This is a genomic window from Azospirillum agricola, assembly GCF_020005195.1.
Taxonomy (GTDB): domain Bacteria; phylum Pseudomonadota; class Alphaproteobacteria; order Azospirillales; family Azospirillaceae; genus Azospirillum; species Azospirillum agricola.
Window position 1 is genome coordinate 2,068,671 of sequence record NZ_JAIFZR010000005.1, and the last position, 16,745, is coordinate 2,085,415.

A 16,745-nucleotide genomic window follows, 5' to 3' on the forward strand; every position below is an offset into this window, starting at 1 on the left:
GTCGGGAAACCATCGGAGAACGGCGCCGGTGTTCAGGCATTCAGCCCGCGCCCGGCCCGATGTCAAGGCCGGAGTGCCGGCCGGGCGGCTTACTTCGCCGCGACGGCGGGCTGCCAGCTGTAGGTCGGCGTCGCGCCGAAGCTGCGGGCGGGGTCGGCCTGATGCAGCGTGCGCACGAGGGTTTCGGCCCCGGTGGCGACCCGGATGTTCTGGCCGATCGGGCCGCAGTCGGTCGGCACGATGTTGACGCATTCGGTCGCGTCGACCCGGGTCAGCACCACGTCGAAGGGGAAGCCGTTGCGGACATAGACACCCAGCGCGCCGGGCGCGGTGGCGGCGGTGCGGACGGTCAGCGTGCCGGCCGGCAGGGCTTCGTCGCCGCGCTTGGTCGGACGCTGGTTGTGGCCTTCGGACCATTCCGGCTGCTGGCCCTGGGGCTTCGTGCTCTGCGCCGCCGCCGGTGCGGCCTGCGTCAGCCAACCGCCGGCCAGGGCGGCGGCGAGGGCCAGCGATGCGATCCCAAAACGAGCCATCATGTTTCCTCAATCCTGCTGTCGTCGATGCCGGGGATGGCCAAGACACGAAGGTCCCGCTCTGCCCCGAACCCGGGCAATCTAGCAGCGCCGGCGAAGCCCGACAAAAGAGAATATTGGACGATGAAGGGTGGCTCGATTGGCATCGGGTGGATGTCGATTTGCCGATGCCGTGTCCAACGGGCTGGAGTTGTTCGTAGGACCGTCATAGACGATCGGCGCATGGCGTGTCACGGGATGTGTGCTTTTCAACGGCATGCGGTGCCGTGTCGGCGGCAGCGGCACGCTGTCGGTCGCGAAATTGGAGAAATTTTATAAAGGAAAATATCTTTGTTGGCGTATTGAAGGAATTGATGGCGAATAATATGCGTAATAATATCCATGACGATCCCGTTGAGTGGGATTTTTCGAACACGAACAGACAGGGGCCGGTTATGAGCAAGGAGCGTGCGTTCGATCTCATCAGGCGTCTTGCCACCGATGGTGAGTTCCGCAGCCGTTTGAAGCAGACGGAAGCCGCCGGGAAGCGCGAGCTTCTCGACCGCAGCGGTTTCGGCGAGGTTGGAGTCGACGACCTGCGGGCTGCCGGTGCCGCCCTGCGGAATGTCCCGAGGAGCGCCGGAGCGGCCAAGGGCAACAAGACGTGGGCGACCGATGAGGCGGTGTGCGGCACCGCCGCGTTCGGATCCGTCACTTCCGCCGCCGCCGCCTTCGGCGCATCGGCCTTCGGTGCATCGGCTTTTGGCGCGTCGGCCTTCGGGGCTTCCGCTTTCGGCGGTTCGGCGTTCGCTTCCTCGGCCTTTGGCTCGTCGGCTTTCGGTGCCAGCGCGGCCGGTGGCACGACGGTCGCCTGATCGCCAACGCCGCCACGCTGGCACAAGGGGCATTATGTCTCGAGTCGCGGCCTCTTTCCGGTCGGTGCAGCCGGTTGGAGGCCGCGCCCTGGTCGAACCTTCCAGCGGGAGTGCGTTATCGGTCGGGCGGTGCGCGGGTGGGAATCGGATTTCGATCAGCCAGGGCGGGTACTACGTTTTTTGAGTGGTATTTTTCAAAAGTGCCTATGCTATTGGTTTAGGCATCACGTCTGATTGCGGCAATCCATCCGGCGAAGCCTGACCTAGGGGGGGCACCATGGCCAACGAACGCGCACTCGATCTCATCAAGCGTCTCGCCACCGACGGCGAGTTCCGGGACCAGCTCAACGCGCTGGATGCCGCCGGAAAGCAGGCGCTGCTTGAGCAGAATGGATTTGGCGGGGTGTCCGCCGACGATGTGCGTGGGGCAGCCGCCGAGGCGTTCGGAAGCCTGTCCGGCAAGAAGGACGGCGTCGATGCCGGCGTGACCGCCGCCTCGGTTGCCGCCGTCGCGACACCGGCTGCTGCGATGCCTGCGACGGCGAACCCGGCTGCCGCGATGCCGGCTGCTGCGATGCCTGCGACGGCGAACCCGGCTGCCGCGATGCCGGCTGCTGCGATGCCTGCGACGGCGAACCCGGCTGCCGCGATGCCGGCTGCTGCGATGCCTGCGACGGCGAACCCGGCTGCCGCGATGCCGGCTGCTGCGATGCCTGCGACGGCGAACCCGGCTGCCGCGATGCCGGCTGCTGCGATGCCTGCGACGGCGAACCCGGCTGCCGCGATGCCGGCTGCTGCGATGCCTGCGACGGCGAACCCGGCTGCCGCGATGCCGGCTGCTGCGATGCCTGCGACGGCGAACCCGGCTGCCGCGATGCCGGCTGCTGCGATGCCTGCGACGGCGAACCCGGCTGCCGCGATGCCGGCTGCTGCGATGCCTGCGACGGCGAACCCGGCTGCCGCGATGCCGGCTGCTGCGATGCCTGCGACGGCGAACCCGGCTGCCGCGATGCCGGCTGCTGCGATGCCTGCGACGGCGAACCCGGCTGCCGCGATGCCGGCTGCCGCGATGCCCGCGACGGCGAACCCGGCTGCCGCGATGCCGGCTGCCGCGATGCCCGCGACGGCGAACCCGGCTGCCGCGATGCCGGCTGCCGCGATGCCTGCGACGGCGAACCCGGCTGCCGCGATGCCGGCTGCTGCGATGCCCGCGACGGCGAACCCGGCGGCGGCCACCCCGGCAACGGGCAACACCACGACCGGCCCCTCGCAGTCCTGAGCGGGCGGAACGCGGATGGCTTGGTCCTGTCCATGACCGACAGCGCATCCTCGCTGCACGCCGAGCCGGGAATCCGGCTCGGCGATGCTGTCCACCGCGCCGCCAAGCGCTTCTTCATCGGCACGCACCGCACCGCGACGCCCGAGGAGACGCTGGCGCGCATCACCCCGCATCTCGGCCGCTGCGGCATCACGCGACTGGCCGACGTGACCGGCCTCGACCGGCTCGGCATCCACACGGTGCTCGGCCACCGGCCGAACAGCCCGACCCTGTCGGGGAGCGCCGGCAAGGGGTTCAGCCTCGCCGCCGCGACCGTCTCGGCGGCGATGGAGGCGATCGAGTTCCATCACGCCGAGACGCTCCGGCTGCCCTACACCGAGGCGAGCTGGAACGAGCTTCCCGCCGACGCCCGCATCCCGGTGGACCGGCTGCCCGGCACCAAGAACGGCTCCTTCCGCCCGGACCGGCCGGAGTTCTGGGCCTGGGGCTGGGATCTGATGAGCCGGCGCAGCGTCGCCGCCCCCTGGACCTCGGTGGCCCTGCTGGGCAACCCGGTGGCGCGGCCGGGGCTGCGCAGCTTCTACGCCATGGGCACCAACGGGCTGGCCAGCGGCAACCACATCCTGGAGGCGGTCGCCGCCGGTCTCTACGAGGTGATCGAGCGCGATTCGGTCGCCTGCTGGCGCTACGCCGCCGAGGCGCTGCGCTGGGCCACCCCGCGCGTCGCGCTGGAGACCATCGACAGTCCGGTGATCCGGGATCTGCTGGGCCGCTTCGACGAGGCGGGCATCCGGCCGCTGCTGTTCGACGTGACCTCCGACATGGGGGTGCCGACCTACATGGCGATGGTCTACGACCGCGACCTGCGCAAGACCGGCATGCACCGCGGCTACGGCACCCATCTGGAGCCGGCGGTCGCCATGGCGCGCGCCCTGACCGAGGCGGTGCAGTCACGTCTGGTGCTGATCGCCGGGTCGCGCGACGACTTCTTCCGCCGCGACCTGATCCGCAACCAGAACGCCGACGGCGCCGCGGAGGTTGCCGCGCTGGAGAGCCAGCCGGCGACGGTGGACGGGCGGCGCTTCGTCAACCGCGCGACGCCGACCTTCGAGGGCGACATCGCCCTGCTGCTCGGCATTCTGCGCCAGACCGGCGTCGAGCAGGCGCTGGTCTTCGACCTGACCCAGCCGGAGATGGATATCCCGGTGGTGCGGGTCGTGGTGCCCGGCCTGGAGGGCTACAACTTCGACTTCTACGCGCCGGGCGCCCGGCCGGTGGCTTTCGCCAACGCGCTGCGGAGCCAGATGGCGGGCGTGATGGCGGGAGCGGCGTCATGAGGATCTGCGTCTTTCTCGGGCCGACCATGCCGGTGGCCGACGCCCGCGCCCTGCTGCCCGACGCAGTCTATCTGCCGCCCGCCGCCCAGGCCGACATCCTCAGCGCCATGACCATCCACCGGCCGGACGTGATCGCCCTGATCGACGGGGTGTTCGGCCAGTCGCTGTCGGTCTGGCACAAGGAGATCCTGTTCGCCCTGCACAGCGGCGTCGCCGTCTACGGCGCCTCCAGCATGGGGGCGTTGCGCGCCGCCGAATGCCACCCCTTCGGCATGGTGCCGGTCGGCGAGGTGGCGCGTCGGTACATCGACGGCCGCCTGAGCGGCGACGACGAGGTGGCGCTGGCCCATGCCGGGCCGGAGGACGGCTATTTCCCGTTGTCGGAGCCGCTGGTCAACCTGCGCGCCAGCCTCGCCGCCGCAGTGGCCGCCGGGGCGATCGACGGGGAGAGCCACGACCGGCTGATCGCCGCCGCCAAGGCGCTCTACTTCACCGAGCGCACCCGCGACCGCGTGTGGGCCGGGGCCGGGCTGGGCGAATCGGAGACAGCGAGGCTCGACGCCTTCCTGGCGACCGGAGCGGTCGATCAGAAGCGGCTCGACGCCGAGGCGCTGCTGGTCCATCTGCGCAGCCTGATCACCCCGCCGCGACCGGCGCCCTTCACCTTCAACGCCTCGCATTATTTCGAGGCGCTGTACGAGCGCGACCGCCGCGTCGCCCATGGCGGGCACAGCGTCCCGCTGTCGGAGATCGCCAGCCACGCGGCGCTGCACCGGCGCGACTTCGCCGAGATCAACGCGGCGGCGCTCGGCCGGCTGCTGGTGGTGCAGCTTGCCGACACGGTCGGAGTCACGGTGGACCAGGAGACGGTCGCCGCCGAGATCCGCCGCTTCTGCGCGGCGCGCGGCATTCCCGACGCTGCCGGGCTGGCCGACTGGTGCCGGCGCAACGACCTGACCGACGCCGAATTCACCGCGCTGGCGACCGAACTGGCGATTGAGCGGGCGATGCGGCAGTGGCTGATCCCGCGCCGCTTCCTGACCCGCACCACCAAGCCGGTGCTGAACGAGCTGCGCCTGCGCGGTCTCTACGAGAAGACCGCCGAGGAGGCGGCGCTGATCGAGCGGGTGATGGAGCTGCATTTCGGCGATGCCGGCCAGCAGCCCAAGGACACGCTGGAGGAGCTGATCGCCGACCACCTCGCCAACAGCGAGGCGCTGATGGACGCGCCGGCCGATGTCTGGTCGTTTGAAGCCGGCTTCAAGGACGTGCATGATCTGCGCATCGATCTGATGCGCGCCAAGCAGGTGCGCGACCTGTTCCGTCAGTTGGCCGGGGAGGCCGAGGCGGCGCTTGGCCCCGCGGAGCAGGCCGAGGAGGAGACGATTTGAGCGAGACGACGATCCGCATCCCCACGCCGCTGCGCGGCTTCGTCGGCGGGCGCGATCAGGTGGCGGTGCCCGGCGCCACGGTGCGGGAGGCGCTGGCCGCGCTGACCGCCGGGCAGGAGAGCTTTCATGACCGGCTGTTCACCGCCGAGGGCGAACTGCGTCGTTTCGTGAATGTCTATCTCGGCCGCGACGACGTGCGCCGGCTGGGCGGTCTGGACGCGGCGCTGCCGGCCGGCGCCACCCTGACCCTGATGGTCGCCCTGGCGGGCGGTTGAGGCCCTGCGGTTGAGGAGAGCGTCATGAGCCTGAAGGACCGCCGTCTGGCCGAGCTGCGCGCCCGCATCGCGGAGGTCGGCCCCGCTGACGCCCTGGCCCTCCAGCGCGGCGGCGCCCTGCTGGTCGACGTCCGTGAGGACGAGGAAACCGCCCCCGGCAGTCCGGCAGGGGCGCTGCGACTGCCGCGCGGCTTCCTGGAACTGCGCATCGAGGACAAGGCGCCCGATCCGGCGCGGACCATCCTGCTGCTGTGCGCCGGCGGCACCCGCTCGCTGTTCGCGGCGGAGGATCTGGCCCGGCTTGGCTACGCCGACGTCCGGTCGGTCGCCGGCGGCTTCTCGGCCTGGAAGGCGGCGGGCCTGCCGGTGGAGGTGCCGCCGCAGTTCGACGCCGCCCAGCGCGAGCGCTACCGCCGTCACCTGACCATGCCGGAGGTGGGAGAGGCTGGGCAGCATCGCCTGATGCGCAGCCGCGTCGCCCTGATCGGCGCGGGCGGGCTCGGCTCGCCGATCGCGCTCTATCTCGCCGCCGCCGGGGTGGGGCGGCTGACCCTGATCGACGACGACCGGGTCGAGCGCAGCAACCTACAGCGCCAGATCCTGCACGCCGAAAGCCGGATCGGCCAGCGCAAGGTCGAGAGCGGTCGGACGGCCCTGCTCGATCTCAACCCGACCATCGAGGTGGTGGCCCACGACACCCGGCTGGAGGCCGGCAACGTGCTGGAACTGCTCGGCGGCCACGACGTGGTGGTCGACGGCTCGGACAACCTGCCGACGCGCTATCTGGTGAACGACGCCTGCCTGCGGCTTGGCGTGCCGAACGTCTACGGCGCGATCTTCCGCTTCGAGGGGCAGGTCGCGGTGTTCGGTGGGGCGGCACCCGGCCTGCGGCCCTGCTACCGTTGCCTGTTTCCGGAGCCGCCGCCGGCGGAATACGCGCCGTCCTGCGCCGAGGCCGGCGTGCTGGGCGTGCTGCCCGGCGTGATCGGCACGATCATGGCGGCGGAAACCATCAAGCTGCTGCTTGGGCTGGGCGAGCCGTTGGCCGGCCGGCTGATGCTCTATGACGGCCTGCGCGGGGAGTTCAACGAGATCGCGGTGCCCGCCGACCCGGACTGCCCGTCCTGCTCGACCGGGGTGACGGCGGTGCTGTCCGACATCGCGGCGGTGTGCGGCGGATGAGCGTGCGGTGGGTGGGCGTGTGGCCGGTGACCGAGCGCTACGCCGCCGTCTTCTCGGCGAGGACCGAGTTGACCAGCTTCTTCAGCGCGGCGAAATCCACCGGCTTGGTCACCAGATCGGTGGCGCCGCTGTCGAGCGCGCGCTGCCGGTTCTCGTCGTCGCCGTAGGCCGTCACCATCACCACCGGCACGGTGGGCAATTCCGCCCGCAGGCGCTCCAGCAGGGCCAGGCCGCTCATGCCCGGCATGTTGATGTCGCTGAGCACAAGCACCGCTTCCGGTTGAAGGCCGGCGGCCAGCGACGCCAGGGCCTGCTCCGCCGAGGCGGCGAAATGCAGCGCCAACTGCCCGGTGCGCAGTTCGGCGCGGAAGCGCTGCCGGAACAGATCCGCGACGTCCGGCTCGTCATCAACGACAAGGATACCCAGGGTCATGGTTTGCGGCGCTCCCCTAGCGACACCGCCGGTACGGCGCGTGGCAGCGTGATCGTGAATTCGGTGTGGTCGTTTTCGGCGCTGGTCACGTCGAATCGCCCTCTGTGCTGATGTACCACGATGTCGTAGCTAAGCGAAAGCCCCAAGCCGGTGCCTTCGCCCGTCGGCTTGGTTGTAAAGAAAGGGGTGAAGAGTTTTGCAATCACCGCTTGGGGCATGCCGGTGCCATTGTCCCGGATCTTGACCTCGACTTTCCATCCGCAATCGACGGTCGAAACGATCAGCCTTGGATGGTAGTCGGGTCTGGTTTCCGCCTGCTGCCGTTTGCGCAGCGCGTAGAAGGCGTTGGTGAACAGATTCACCAGGACTCGCGAGATGTCCTGGGGAACGAGGTTCAGCGACGCCACGGCCGGATCGAACCGGCGCTCCAGCTCGGTGTTGAAGTCGCGGTCCTGGGCGCGGACGGCGTGGTAGGAGAGCGACAGCGCCTCGTCCACCAGCGCATTCAGGTCGGTGGATTGCCATTCCCCGCCGCCGCCGCGCGAATGGGCCAGCATGCTCTTGACGATGTTGTCGGCGCGCCGGCCATGGTCGGCGATCTTGTGCAGGTTGCTGGTCAGGCTGGCAACGAGGTCGTCGGCGTCGGCGCGCGCGTCGGCGTCCAGATGGCCGTTCAGGGGGGCGAGCAGCGCCAGCAGCTCGGCCAGCAGCTCGCTGGACAGCTCGGCGAAGTTGTTGACGAAGTTCAGGGGATTCTTCAGCTCGTGGGCGATGCCGGCGGTGAGCTGGCCGAGCGACGCCATCTTCTCCTGCACGATGAGCTGCTGTTGGGTGTCGCGCAGCTCCTTCAGGATGGCTTCGGCGCGCTCCTTGGCCTCGCGCAGTTCGCTTTCGATCCGCTTGCGGTCGGTAATGTCGACGTGGGTGACGACAAAGCCGCCATCGGCGCGCGGCGCCGTCCGGATGTCGAGGATTCGTCCGCTCGGCACCTGGCGCTCGGCGTTGATGACGCAGCGGACCAGGAAGCGGCTGGCCAGCTCGGCGATGACCGGTTCGGCGGGGACATCGCCGTAATCGCCGCGCTCGTGGTTGTAGCGCAGCATCACGTCCATCGGCGTGCCGGGCGGGAACAGGCCGGGCGGATAGTCCCACAGCCGCAGGAACTCGCTGTTGGCCCCCTCCATCCGACGGTCGCGGTCGAGCATCAGCACGCCGTTCGGCATCGCGTCGATGGCGGCCTGGAGCAGTTGCCACTGGTGCGGCATCTGGGCGTAGCTGGTGTGCGGCCGGACTTGGGCCAGCGTTTCCAGCACCGCCGGTGCGCCGCCCCAGTCCACCGGCTCCAGAAGCTGGTCGAACCATTGCACGCTGCCGTCGGCGTGTCGGCGCTTGATGCGGCGGACATCGGCGCGCACGACGCCGGCCAGGCACTGCTCGTAGGCGTGGCGGTCGGCGAAGGCGGTGTCCTCGGGGATCAGCGCCAGGATGCCGGGCAGGGTCAGCACGTCGCCGGCCGACCCGTAGCCGAGAAGGAGCGCCGCCGGTTCGGTGCAATGCAGGATCTTTCCGCCCTGCTGCCCGCCCTGGTGGATGATCACCCCGGGCATGACCGACAGCACCTGCTCGCGGTAGCGGCGGGCCCGGTCGATGGTGCCCTGCACCGACGCCGGGGCCGCCAGCTCGTCGACGGCCACGCCGTCGCCGCTGTGGGTGCCGCTGTTGATGCCGGTGTCGTCCGGGCCGCTCATGACCGTTGCGCATCCACCTGTCGTTGGCGTCGCGGCATTGTCGTGCAGGGAAACCGCCGATGCAATCGATACGATAGGAAACGAAGGGTTTTCCTGGAGGGTGGCCCTCAGGGAACGTCGAGCGGCAGCCGCAGGATGAATCCGGTTCCGCAGCCGGGCACGCTCTCGACGTCAATCTCCCCCGCCAGCTTGCCGGTGACCAGATTGAAGACGGCGTAGAGGCCGAGTCCCATGCTGCCGGCGCCGCGCCGGGTGGTGGCGAAGGGCTGGAACAGGCGGGGCAGGATCTCCGGCGGAATGCCGCGCCCGTCGTCGGCGACCCGGAGCTCCACCCGCTCCTCGTCCAGCAGGCGGGCCGTGACCGTCACCCGGCCCCCGCGCCCGGCGTCGAAAGCGTGGGCGAAGGCGTTGGTCAGCAGGGCGATCAACACCTCGGTCAGGGCGCCCGGATAGGTGTCGAGCAGCAGCCCCTCCGGGCAATCGAGCCGTAGTTCGTGCCCGGCGGCGGCGGGCTGGACCCGCACGGCCAGGATGATGTCGGCGAGATACTCGCGCAGGTCGAATCGGCTGCGCGGGGAGGACGCCTTGCCCTCCGTCACCAGCTTCAGGCTCTGGATCAGGGCGGCGGCGCGCTCGATGTTGGTGACCAGCAGGGACGACACCTCGCTGGCGGTGCCGACGTATTCCTGGAAGTCGCTCTTGCGCAGCAGGCCGCCCTGGAAGGTCAGGATGATGGATTCCGAGGCGTTCTGGAGGTGGGTGGCGGCGGTCAGCGCGATGCCGACCGGGGTGTTGATCTCGTGCGCGACGGCGGCGATGAGCTGGCCGATCACCGCCATCTTCTCCGCCCGGATCAGGTCGCCCTGCATCCGTTCCAGATCGCTCAGGGCCTTTTCCGCCGAATCCTTGGCCCGCCGCAGCGCCTCCGCCTGGACCTTGCGCTCGGTGATGTCGTGGAGCCAGACGATGTAGACGGCGCGTCCCTCATAGACCGTGTGGTCGAAGGAGACGATCATCCAGACGGCCCGGCCATCGTCGCGGACGAACTGGATCTCGTCGTTGCGGACCGTCTCGATGTCGCCCCGCTCCTTCTCCAGAACCATGTGCGACCCGGCTGGATCGAGCCCGCGCGCCTCGACATGGCGGTGCAGGGCCACCGCGCCATGCTCGCGCATGGCGTCGGGGGTCGTGCCGAACAGGTCGAGGCAGCGCTGGTTGCAGTAGAGAAGTTCGCCCTCCTCGGTGAGGATCGACACGCCGATCGGGCTGGTGTCGAGCACCCGGCGCAGGCGCTCGGCCTGGGCGCGGGACGCGGCCTCGGCCGTGCGGGTCTCCTGGAGGGCGGCGCGCAGCTTGCGCACCGTCCGGCAGGCCTCCAGCGTCTTGTGGATGGTGGCTTCCAGGTCGGCGAAGTCGATGGGCTTGACGATGAAGTCGAAGGCACCCCGGTTCATCGCCGCGCGGATGTTGCCGAGATCGCCGTAGGCCGAGACCATCACCGCCCGGATGTCGGTGTTGACCTGCGGCAGATGGTCGAGCAGCGTCAGGCCGTCCATGCCGGGCATGTTGATGTCGCTCAGCACCATGTCGATGTCGGGCTCGGCACGCAGGGTCGCCAGCGCCTCCTGCCCGTCATGGGCGAACAGGAACTCCAGCTCGCCCGAGCGGACGGCACGGCGGAAGCGCTGCGTGATCAGCGTTTCGACGTCCCGCTCGTCGTCGACCACCAGAATCTTGCCCATCCCGCCTTCCTAACGCCGTTCCACGCGACCCGCGGCCCGATCCCGGCTCCGGACCGCGCGAATGGAGAAAGTCGTAGCACACCCATCCGCCGGAGTTGCAGACATCAAAGGTCGGGAAGCGTCGGGAAACCGCAAAATCCTTCCTTTCAGACCGTCCCTTGCGACACAAGCCCACCATGATAGCACGGGATCGCGCCGGAGGAAGACGGCCATGCCACCGAAACGCGCTCAGACGAGGCTGGCCGAACGCGGTGCGGAGCGGACCAGGGGCACGGTGAACCAGAAGGTGGCGCCGGCGCCGGCCGCGCTGACCACGCCGATGCGGCCGCCCAGATGCTCGACGATGCGTTTGCAGATGGCAAGCCCCAAGCCGGTGCCGGCCGGCTTGTCGGTCATCGGGTCGCCGACCTGCCGGAAGCGGTCGAACACCGCCTCGTGATGCTCGGGGGCGATGCCGGGTCCGTCGTCGGCGACGCTGACCCGCAGTTCGCCGTCGGCGGCCGCCGCCGAAAGGGTGACCCGGCCGCCGGCGGGCGTGAATTTGGCGGCGTTAGACAGCAGGTTGACGGCGACCTGCACCAGCCGGTCGCGGTCGCCCAGCACCGGCGGCAGCGGATTGTCCAGCGCCACCTCCAGCGCGATGCCGCGGTCGTGGAACAGCGCCGAGGTGGCGGCGGCGGCCTGTTCCAGCGCGGCCACCGGATCCATCGCGGCGATGTCCCACTGCACCTCGCCGGCCTCGATCTTCGCCATGTCGAGGACCTGGTTGATCAGGCGGGTGAGCCGCTCGCTCTCGGCGATGATGACGCCGAGGAACTCGTGGCGCTGCTCGGCGTCGATGCCGGGGTCGTCGTGCAGGATCTCGGTCAAGGCGCGGATCGAGGTCAGCGGGGTCCGCAGTTCGTGCGTCACGGTGGACAGGAATTCGTCCTTCAGCCGGTCGAGTTCGGTCAGCCGCAGGTTGGCGGCGCGCAGGGCGTCGCCGGCGCGCTCCAACTCGCCGGTCTTCAGCTCCAGTTGCCGGCTGTGGGCGATGACGTGGCTGGTCTCGTCCAGCATGCGCAGAAGTTCCGCCGTTTCGACCGCGCCGCCCGGCACCGAGGAGGCGAGCGCAACGCGGGCCGAGGCGCCGCCGATGGCTCCGGCGAGCAGCCGCTCGGCGATCCGCAGCCGCTCCGGCCCGGCCGGTTCGGACGGATCGGCCCCGGCGAAGGCCCGCTCGGCGCGCTGTGGCCCGAGGAAACGGGCGACGGTGCGGGTCAGGTCGCCGACGCTGGCGGCGCCGCGCCAGTCGGCCGAGGGTGCGGGCGAGGGTGCGGGCGCCGCGGAATCCCCGACCACGTCGACGAAGGCGGCGGCCTGCGACCGCTCGGCCGAATCGGGGCGGTCGGCCAGAGACAGGGCGATGTAGAGGCCGATGTTGGCGAGCGCGCTCCAGAACAACGCGTGGGTCAGCGGGTCGAACCCCTCGAGCCCGAACAGCGCGTAAGGGCGCAGCGCGGCGATTCCCAAGGGGCCGGACTCGATGAAGGAGAGCGGCAGCCAGCCCGAGCGGGCGAAGCTGGGGAGCAGCAGGGTGTAGGCCCACACCAGCGTGCCGCCGGCGATCCCGGCCAGAGCGCCGGAGCGGGTGGCGCCCCGCCAGTAGAGCCCGCCGATCAGCGCCGGGGCGAACTGCGCGACCGCCGCGAAGGAGATCAGCCCGATCGACACCAGCGCGTAGGCCGAGCCGGCGATGCGGAAATACAGGTAGCCGAGCAGCAGGATCGCCGCGATGGCGATCCGGCGGATCGCCAGCAGCAGCGGCGCCAGATCGGTCGAGCGCCGCAGCATCGCCGGGTGCAGCCGCAGCAGCGCCGGCATCACCAGATCGTTGCAGAGCATGGTGGAGAGCGCCACCGACTCGACGACGATCATCCCGGCCGCCGCCGACAGTCCGCCGAGGAAGGCGAGCAGCGCCAGCGCCTCCATCCCGCCGGCCAGCGGCAGGGCGACCACGAACAGGTCGGGGTCGGTGGAGTCGCCGAAGCGCAGCAGCCCGGACAGCGCCACCGGCAGCACGAACAGGTTGATCAGCAGCAGATAGAGCGGGAACAGCCAGAGCGCCCGGTTCAGGTGCCGCTCCTCGACATTCTCGATCACCATGACCTGGAACTGGCGGGGCAGGCACAGCATCGCCGCCGCCGCCAGCAGGGTCGAGGCCAGCCAGCCGCCCTGGTCGAGCGCCGGGCCGGCGGTGAACAGGCGTTGCAGGTCGGGGCGAAGGGCGGATTCGGCGAACAGAGCGGCGAGCCCGTCGTGCAGGTCCCAGACGACGAAGATCCCGACGGCCAGGAAGGCGACCAGCTTGACCACCGATTCGAAGGCGACGGCGGCGACCATGCCGGGGTGATGCTCGGCGGTGTCGATCCGGCGGGTGCCGAAGAGGATGGCGAACAGCGCCATGATCGCGGCGGTCAGCAGGCCCTTGTCGAGCAGCGCGGCGTTGCCCCGCGCGCCGCCGGTCAGCGCGTCGAAGCTGACGGCGACCGCCTTCAGTTGCAGGGCGATGTAGGGGGTGACGCCGATCGCGGCGGTCAGCGCCACCAGCCCACCCAGCAGCGGGCTGCGCCCGTAGCGGCTGGCGATGAAGTCGGCGATGGAGGTGATGCCCTGGGTTCTGGCGATGCGCAGGATCTTGGCGAGCGGCAGCGGGGCCAGCAGCATCAGCAGGGTGGGGCCGAGATAGATCGGCAGGAAGCCGATGCCGAGCGAGGCCGCCCGCCCGACCGAGCCGTAGAAGGTCCAGGTCGTGCAGTAGACCGCCAGCGACAGGGCGTAGACCGTGGGCGACGCGATCACGCTGCGTCCCGCCGCCGCCCGCCGGTCGGCCCAATGGGCGATGGCGAACAGCGCCGACAGGTAGACGAGCGAGGCCAGGAGGACGGTGGTCCAGGGCATGGCGCTCACCGGCGCTCCGCCGCGACCGCCGCCAGCGCGATCACCACCGCCCAGGCGCCCATGATGTAGGCGTAGAGCAGCGGCACGCCGAACAGCGCCCCCTCCACCCCGAACAGGCGAAGCAGCGGCGGGTTGAACAGCAGCAGCCCGAGCAGGAACAGCGCGACCATGCGGTCGCGGCGCGGAGGGCGACCGTCCTCTCCACGCCGCGGCATCAGAAGGCGCGCTCCCGCGCCGCCAGCTCGACCAGGATGTTGGCGCTGCGGATCGCGTCGTCGAGCGTCGTCACCCCGCGCTCGCGCAGCATCTCCACCATGCGCAGGAAGATCGCCGCGGTGACGAGGCTGTCGCCCAGCGCGGTGTGGCGGTCGACCACGGCGATGCCCAGCCGCTCGGCGATGCCGTCCAGCGTGTGGTCGCCGTCGTTGCCCAGCAGCATCCGCGACAGCAGCATGGTGTCGAGCACCGGCCCGTCGAAGGCGGTGCCCGACGCCCGCTCCTTCATCTTGAGGAATTTCAGGTCGAAGGCCGCGTTGTGCGCCACCATCACCGCGCCCGACACGAAGGCGCGGAACTGCGGCAGCACCGTCTCAGCCGTCGGCTTGCCGGCGACCATGGCGTCGGTGATGCCGTGGAAGGGGATCGATTCGGGCGGGATCGTCCGTTTCGGATCGACCAGCGCGTTGAAGGTCTCCCCGGTCAGGATGCGGCCGCCGACGACGCGCACCGCGGCGATCTGGATGATCTCGTCGCCGGTGCTGGGCGACAGGCCGGTGGTCTCGGTGTCGAACACCACGTAATGCAGCCGGTCGAGCGGCGTCCGCCCCAGCTCGCTGGTGGCGAGCGGCTGGTGCAGCAGGTCGAAGTCAAAGAACTCCGGCCGGGCGCCGGCCCTGGCGTGGCTGTGGGCTGCGTGGGTGTGGGCCGAGGGGGGCGACAGGGCCGGCGGCACCGGCACGCGCAGCCGGGCGAAGCCCGGACGGCCGGGGACCGGCTCGCTCCAGGCGGTGCTGCGGTGGTGTTGCAGCACGTCGCCGACGGTCAGGCCGCCCGGCGCGTCGGGCAGCGGGCGGTCGAGCCAGCCGTCCAGTGTGGCGCTGGGCACCGCCGTTCCCAGCCAGACGAGATCGAGATAGATCCAGCGGTCGCCACTCTCGGCTCCGAGATCGAAGCTGGAGGTTCCGGTCAGGGCCCGCACCGAATCGATCAGGTGGCCGAGCAGCAGGACGAGGCTGTGGCTGTCGCCATGCACCCATTGCGGCAGGCCGGTCAGTGTCACCGTGATGCCGGATTCGGCGGCTCCGCCCGCGGTCTCGCTTTCCACCCGGTGGCGGACCAGATTGATGAGGTTGTTGGAGTGGATGTCGCTCATCGGCCAACTGCCGGTGACCACGTCGCGGTAGGCGACGGCGACCCGTTCCAGCCGCTGCGACAGGGCGTCGGTCGATTCCAGCATGGCGCTCTCGAACGCGGCGCGCTCGCCGGGGCCGAGGTCGGGGTTGTCGTACAGCGTCTCCACCGCCGCGCGCAGGTTGGCGATCGGCGCGCGGAACCCCTCGGTCGCCTCGCGCAGCAGGGCGTCGCGCTGGCCGAGCGCCGCCAGTTCCCCCGTCGCGTCCGACAGGGTGACGACGTAGCCGGTGATGACCGGCGGCCCATCCGCGCCGTCCTCGGGATCCTGGAGGATGGCGCTCATGCGGCCTTGCAGCAGGATGCGTCCGTCCGTCGTGGAGCCGATGAACTGGGCGGTGGTGCCGTGCTCATGGTTGCGGTGCCGGCCCTCGCGCACGCGCAGCGTCAGCCGTTCCAGCGTGTGGACGACCGGCTCGGCCACCACGACGTGCAGCAGCGAGCGGCCGAGCCCCAGCTCGCCGGTCAGGTGCAGGATGTCGAGGGCGGTCTGGTTGTAGAGCAGGATCTGGTGCCGGGTGTTGCAGACCAGCACGCCCTCGTGGAGGTCGCGCAGCACCGCGGCGAGCCGGGTCTTCTGCTCCTCCGCCCTGGCGGTCGACTCGGCGACGGTGCGGGCGATGTCGCGGCGGACCAGGGCCAGCTTGTCGGAAAGGTCGTTGACCGCGCGGGCGATCGGCACGAGGTCGCCGTAGCGGGCCAGCGGCACCCGCCCGCCGACGGTGCCCTCGGCGTTGCCGTGGGCGATCAGCCCGGCCTCGCGGCTCAGCGTCTCGGCGGCGCGCAGCAGCCAGCGGTCGACCGCCAGCCACAGCAGCCAGACCCCGGCGGCGATGGAGCCGGTCATGACCACGGCGTAGGTCAGCAGCGGGTCGGCGGCGCTAGAGGAGCGGACGGCGACCGCCAGTCCGACCGCCAGGGCGACCAGACCGCCGCCGACCACGCGGAAGGCGAAGGGAATCATCCGCCGGGGCGGGGCCGCCGCCGGCGCGGCGCCGTTTCCGCCCGGCAGGGCTCCCCTGGAGCCGGGGCAGTCGGACAGTCCGACGCCGGCGGTGGGCGAGGTCATCGGCCGCCTCCGGCCGCGGCGGGTTCGGCCGTGATGCCGAGATGGCGGCGGACGGAGCTCACCAGATCACGGGTCGAGAAGGGCTTGGTGATGTAGTCGGTGGCGCCGAGCGCGATGCCCTTCTGCCGTTCGACGTCGCGGCTCTTCGCCGTCAGCATGATGATCGGCAGGTCGCGCCAGGCCGGGTTGGCCCGCAGGGTCTGGCAGACGTCGAAGCCGTCGCGCTTCGGCATCATGGCGTCGAGCAGGATCAGGTCGGGGGTGTAGGCCTCGACCGAGCGGAGCGCGTCCTCGCCGTCGCGGGCGATCCGCACCTCGAATCCGGCGCGTTGCAGGAGAACCTGGAGCGACAGGACGATGCTGGGCTCGTCGTCGGCGACCAGGATGGTCGGCTTCATGGTGGAGCGTCCTCCGGCTTGCCGGTCTGGCGCCGGCTTGCTTGTTGCTTGCCCCCTGGAATGTCCAGGGTACGAGCAAGTATAAGGCCGGATCAAGCCGCCGCCCAGCCACCCCCGACCAAAGAGAGGGGGTGGCGCGACCAAGACAAAGCGG

14 protein-coding genes are annotated in these 16,745 nt (G+C 70.4%); 6 read left to right on the forward strand and 8 right to left on the reverse strand.

What is annotated here, in order from left to right; genetic code table 11:
- Positions 1-89: 89 nt before the first annotated feature.
- Complete coding sequence (locus tag JN22_RS24795; protein ID WP_223677874.1) at positions 90-536, reverse strand: hypothetical protein; 447 nt, start codon at positions 534-536, stop codon at positions 90-92.
- Positions 537-886: 350 nt separating this feature from the next.
- On the opposite strand from JN22_RS24795, the gene JN22_RS24800 reads away from it, so the two are divergent.
- The 6 genes from JN22_RS24800 to moeB all read left to right on the forward strand — a co-directional run bounded on the left by JN22_RS24800 (position 887) and on the right by moeB (position 6,851).
- A complete protein-coding gene (locus JN22_RS24800; protein ID WP_179166219.1) occupies positions 887-1,387 on the forward strand; it encodes a hypothetical protein in 501 nt (166 codons plus the stop codon).
- 277 nt (positions 1,388-1,664) lie between these two features.
- On the forward strand, positions 1,665-2,666 hold the full coding sequence (locus tag JN22_RS24805; RefSeq protein WP_085556432.1) for a hypothetical protein: 1,002 nt from the start codon (positions 1,665-1,667) through the stop codon (positions 2,664-2,666).
- 32 nt (positions 2,667-2,698) lie between these two features.
- Entirely contained in the window at positions 2,699-4,003 is a 1,305-nt protein-coding gene (locus JN22_RS24810; protein ID WP_085557337.1) for a YcaO-like family protein, read from the forward strand.
- A complete protein-coding gene (locus tag JN22_RS24815; protein ID WP_085556433.1) occupies positions 4,000-5,394 on the forward strand; it encodes a TfuA-like protein in 1,395 nt (464 codons plus the stop codon). Before JN22_RS24810 ends, JN22_RS24815 begins: the two co-directional genes overlap by 4 nt.
- Positions 5,391-5,669, forward strand: a complete 279-nt coding sequence (locus JN22_RS24820) for a MoaD/ThiS family protein (RefSeq protein ID WP_085556434.1) — start codon at positions 5,391-5,393, stop codon at positions 5,667-5,669. The genes JN22_RS24815 and JN22_RS24820 overlap by 4 nt, the downstream gene beginning before the upstream one ends.
- 24 nt (positions 5,670-5,693) lie before the next feature.
- Positions 5,694-6,851: a molybdopterin-synthase adenylyltransferase MoeB gene (moeB, locus tag JN22_RS24825; RefSeq protein ID WP_085556435.1), complete on the forward strand. Its 1,158-nt coding sequence runs from the start codon at positions 5,694-5,696 to the stop codon at positions 6,849-6,851.
- Between the two features lie 37 nt (positions 6,852-6,888).
- Here the strand turns inward: moeB and JN22_RS24830 are convergent, their stop codons facing one another.
- From JN22_RS24830 to JN22_RS24860, 7 genes are all read right to left on the reverse strand, one after another.
- Positions 6,889-7,284, reverse strand: coding sequence for a response regulator (locus tag JN22_RS24830; RefSeq protein ID WP_085556436.1), 396 nt, complete (start codon positions 7,282-7,284; stop codon positions 6,889-6,891).
- Positions 7,281-9,032, reverse strand: a complete 1,752-nt coding sequence (locus tag JN22_RS24835; RefSeq protein WP_085556437.1) for a PAS domain-containing sensor histidine kinase — start codon at positions 9,030-9,032, stop codon at positions 7,281-7,283. The genes JN22_RS24830 and JN22_RS24835 overlap by 4 nt, the downstream gene beginning before the upstream one ends.
- Before the next feature lie 107 nt (positions 9,033-9,139).
- Positions 9,140-10,774: a hybrid sensor histidine kinase/response regulator gene (locus JN22_RS24840; RefSeq protein ID WP_085556438.1), complete on the reverse strand. Its 1,635-nt coding sequence runs from the start codon at positions 10,772-10,774 to the stop codon at positions 9,140-9,142.
- Between the two features lie 228 nt (positions 10,775-11,002).
- Positions 11,003-13,714, reverse strand: coding sequence for an ATP-binding protein (locus tag JN22_RS24845; RefSeq protein WP_085556439.1), 2,712 nt, complete (start codon positions 13,712-13,714; stop codon positions 11,003-11,005).
- Between the two features lie 5 nt (positions 13,715-13,719).
- A complete protein-coding gene (locus JN22_RS24850; protein ID WP_085556440.1) occupies positions 13,720-13,929 on the reverse strand; it encodes a hypothetical protein in 210 nt (69 codons plus the stop codon).
- Positions 13,929-16,193 carry a 3'-5' exonuclease gene (locus JN22_RS24855; protein WP_223677875.1) on the reverse strand — a complete coding sequence of 755 codons (2,265 nt, stop codon included), beginning with the start codon at positions 16,191-16,193 and terminating at the stop codon, positions 13,929-13,931. Before JN22_RS24855 ends, JN22_RS24850 begins: the two co-directional genes overlap by 1 nt.
- Positions 16,190-16,591 (reverse strand): response regulator transcription factor, encoded by a 402-nt coding sequence (locus tag JN22_RS24860; RefSeq protein ID WP_085556441.1) that lies wholly within the window; start codon positions 16,589-16,591, stop codon positions 16,190-16,192. Before JN22_RS24860 ends, JN22_RS24855 begins: the two co-directional genes overlap by 4 nt.
- Positions 16,592-16,745 lie beyond the last annotated feature (154 nt).

Bases quoted from the DNA above. Each gene is read 5' to 3' on its own strand.
- JN22_RS24850 (WP_085556440.1), bottom strand. From the start codon at position 13,929: ATGCCGCGGCGTGGAGAGGACGGTCGCCCTCCGCGCCGCGACCGCATG.
- JN22_RS24860 (WP_085556441.1), bottom strand. From the start codon at position 16,591: ATGAAGCCGACCATCCTGGTCGCCGACGACGAGCCCAGCATCGTCCTG.
- JN22_RS24835 (WP_085556437.1), bottom strand. From the start codon at position 9,032: ATGAGCGGCCCGGACGACACCGGCATCAACAGCGGCACCCACAGCGGC.
- JN22_RS24845 (WP_085556439.1), bottom strand. From the start codon at position 13,714: ATGCCCTGGACCACCGTCCTCCTGGCCTCGCTCGTCTACCTGTCGGCG.
- JN22_RS24805 (WP_085556432.1), top strand. From the start codon at position 1,665: ATGGCCAACGAACGCGCACTCGATCTCATCAAGCGTCTCGCCACCGAC.
- JN22_RS24800 (WP_179166219.1), top strand. From the start codon at position 887: ATGGCGAATAATATGCGTAATAATATCCATGACGATCCCGTTGAGTGG.
- JN22_RS24840 (WP_085556438.1), bottom strand. From the start codon at position 10,774: ATGGGCAAGATTCTGGTGGTCGACGACGAGCGGGACGTCGAAACGCTG.
- JN22_RS24810 (WP_085557337.1), top strand. From the start codon at position 2,699: ATGACCGACAGCGCATCCTCGCTGCACGCCGAGCCGGGAATCCGGCTC.
- JN22_RS24830 (WP_085556436.1), bottom strand. From the start codon at position 7,284: ATGACCCTGGGTATCCTTGTCGTTGATGACGAGCCGGACGTCGCGGAT.
- JN22_RS24795 (WP_223677874.1), bottom strand. From the start codon at position 536: ATGATGGCTCGTTTTGGGATCGCATCGCTGGCCCTCGCCGCCGCCCTG.
- moeB (WP_085556435.1), top strand. From the start codon at position 5,694: ATGAGCCTGAAGGACCGCCGTCTGGCCGAGCTGCGCGCCCGCATCGCG.
- JN22_RS24855 (WP_223677875.1), bottom strand. From the start codon at position 16,193: ATGACCTCGCCCACCGCCGGCGTCGGACTGTCCGACTGCCCCGGCTCC.
- JN22_RS24815 (WP_085556433.1), top strand. From the start codon at position 4,000: ATGAGGATCTGCGTCTTTCTCGGGCCGACCATGCCGGTGGCCGACGCC.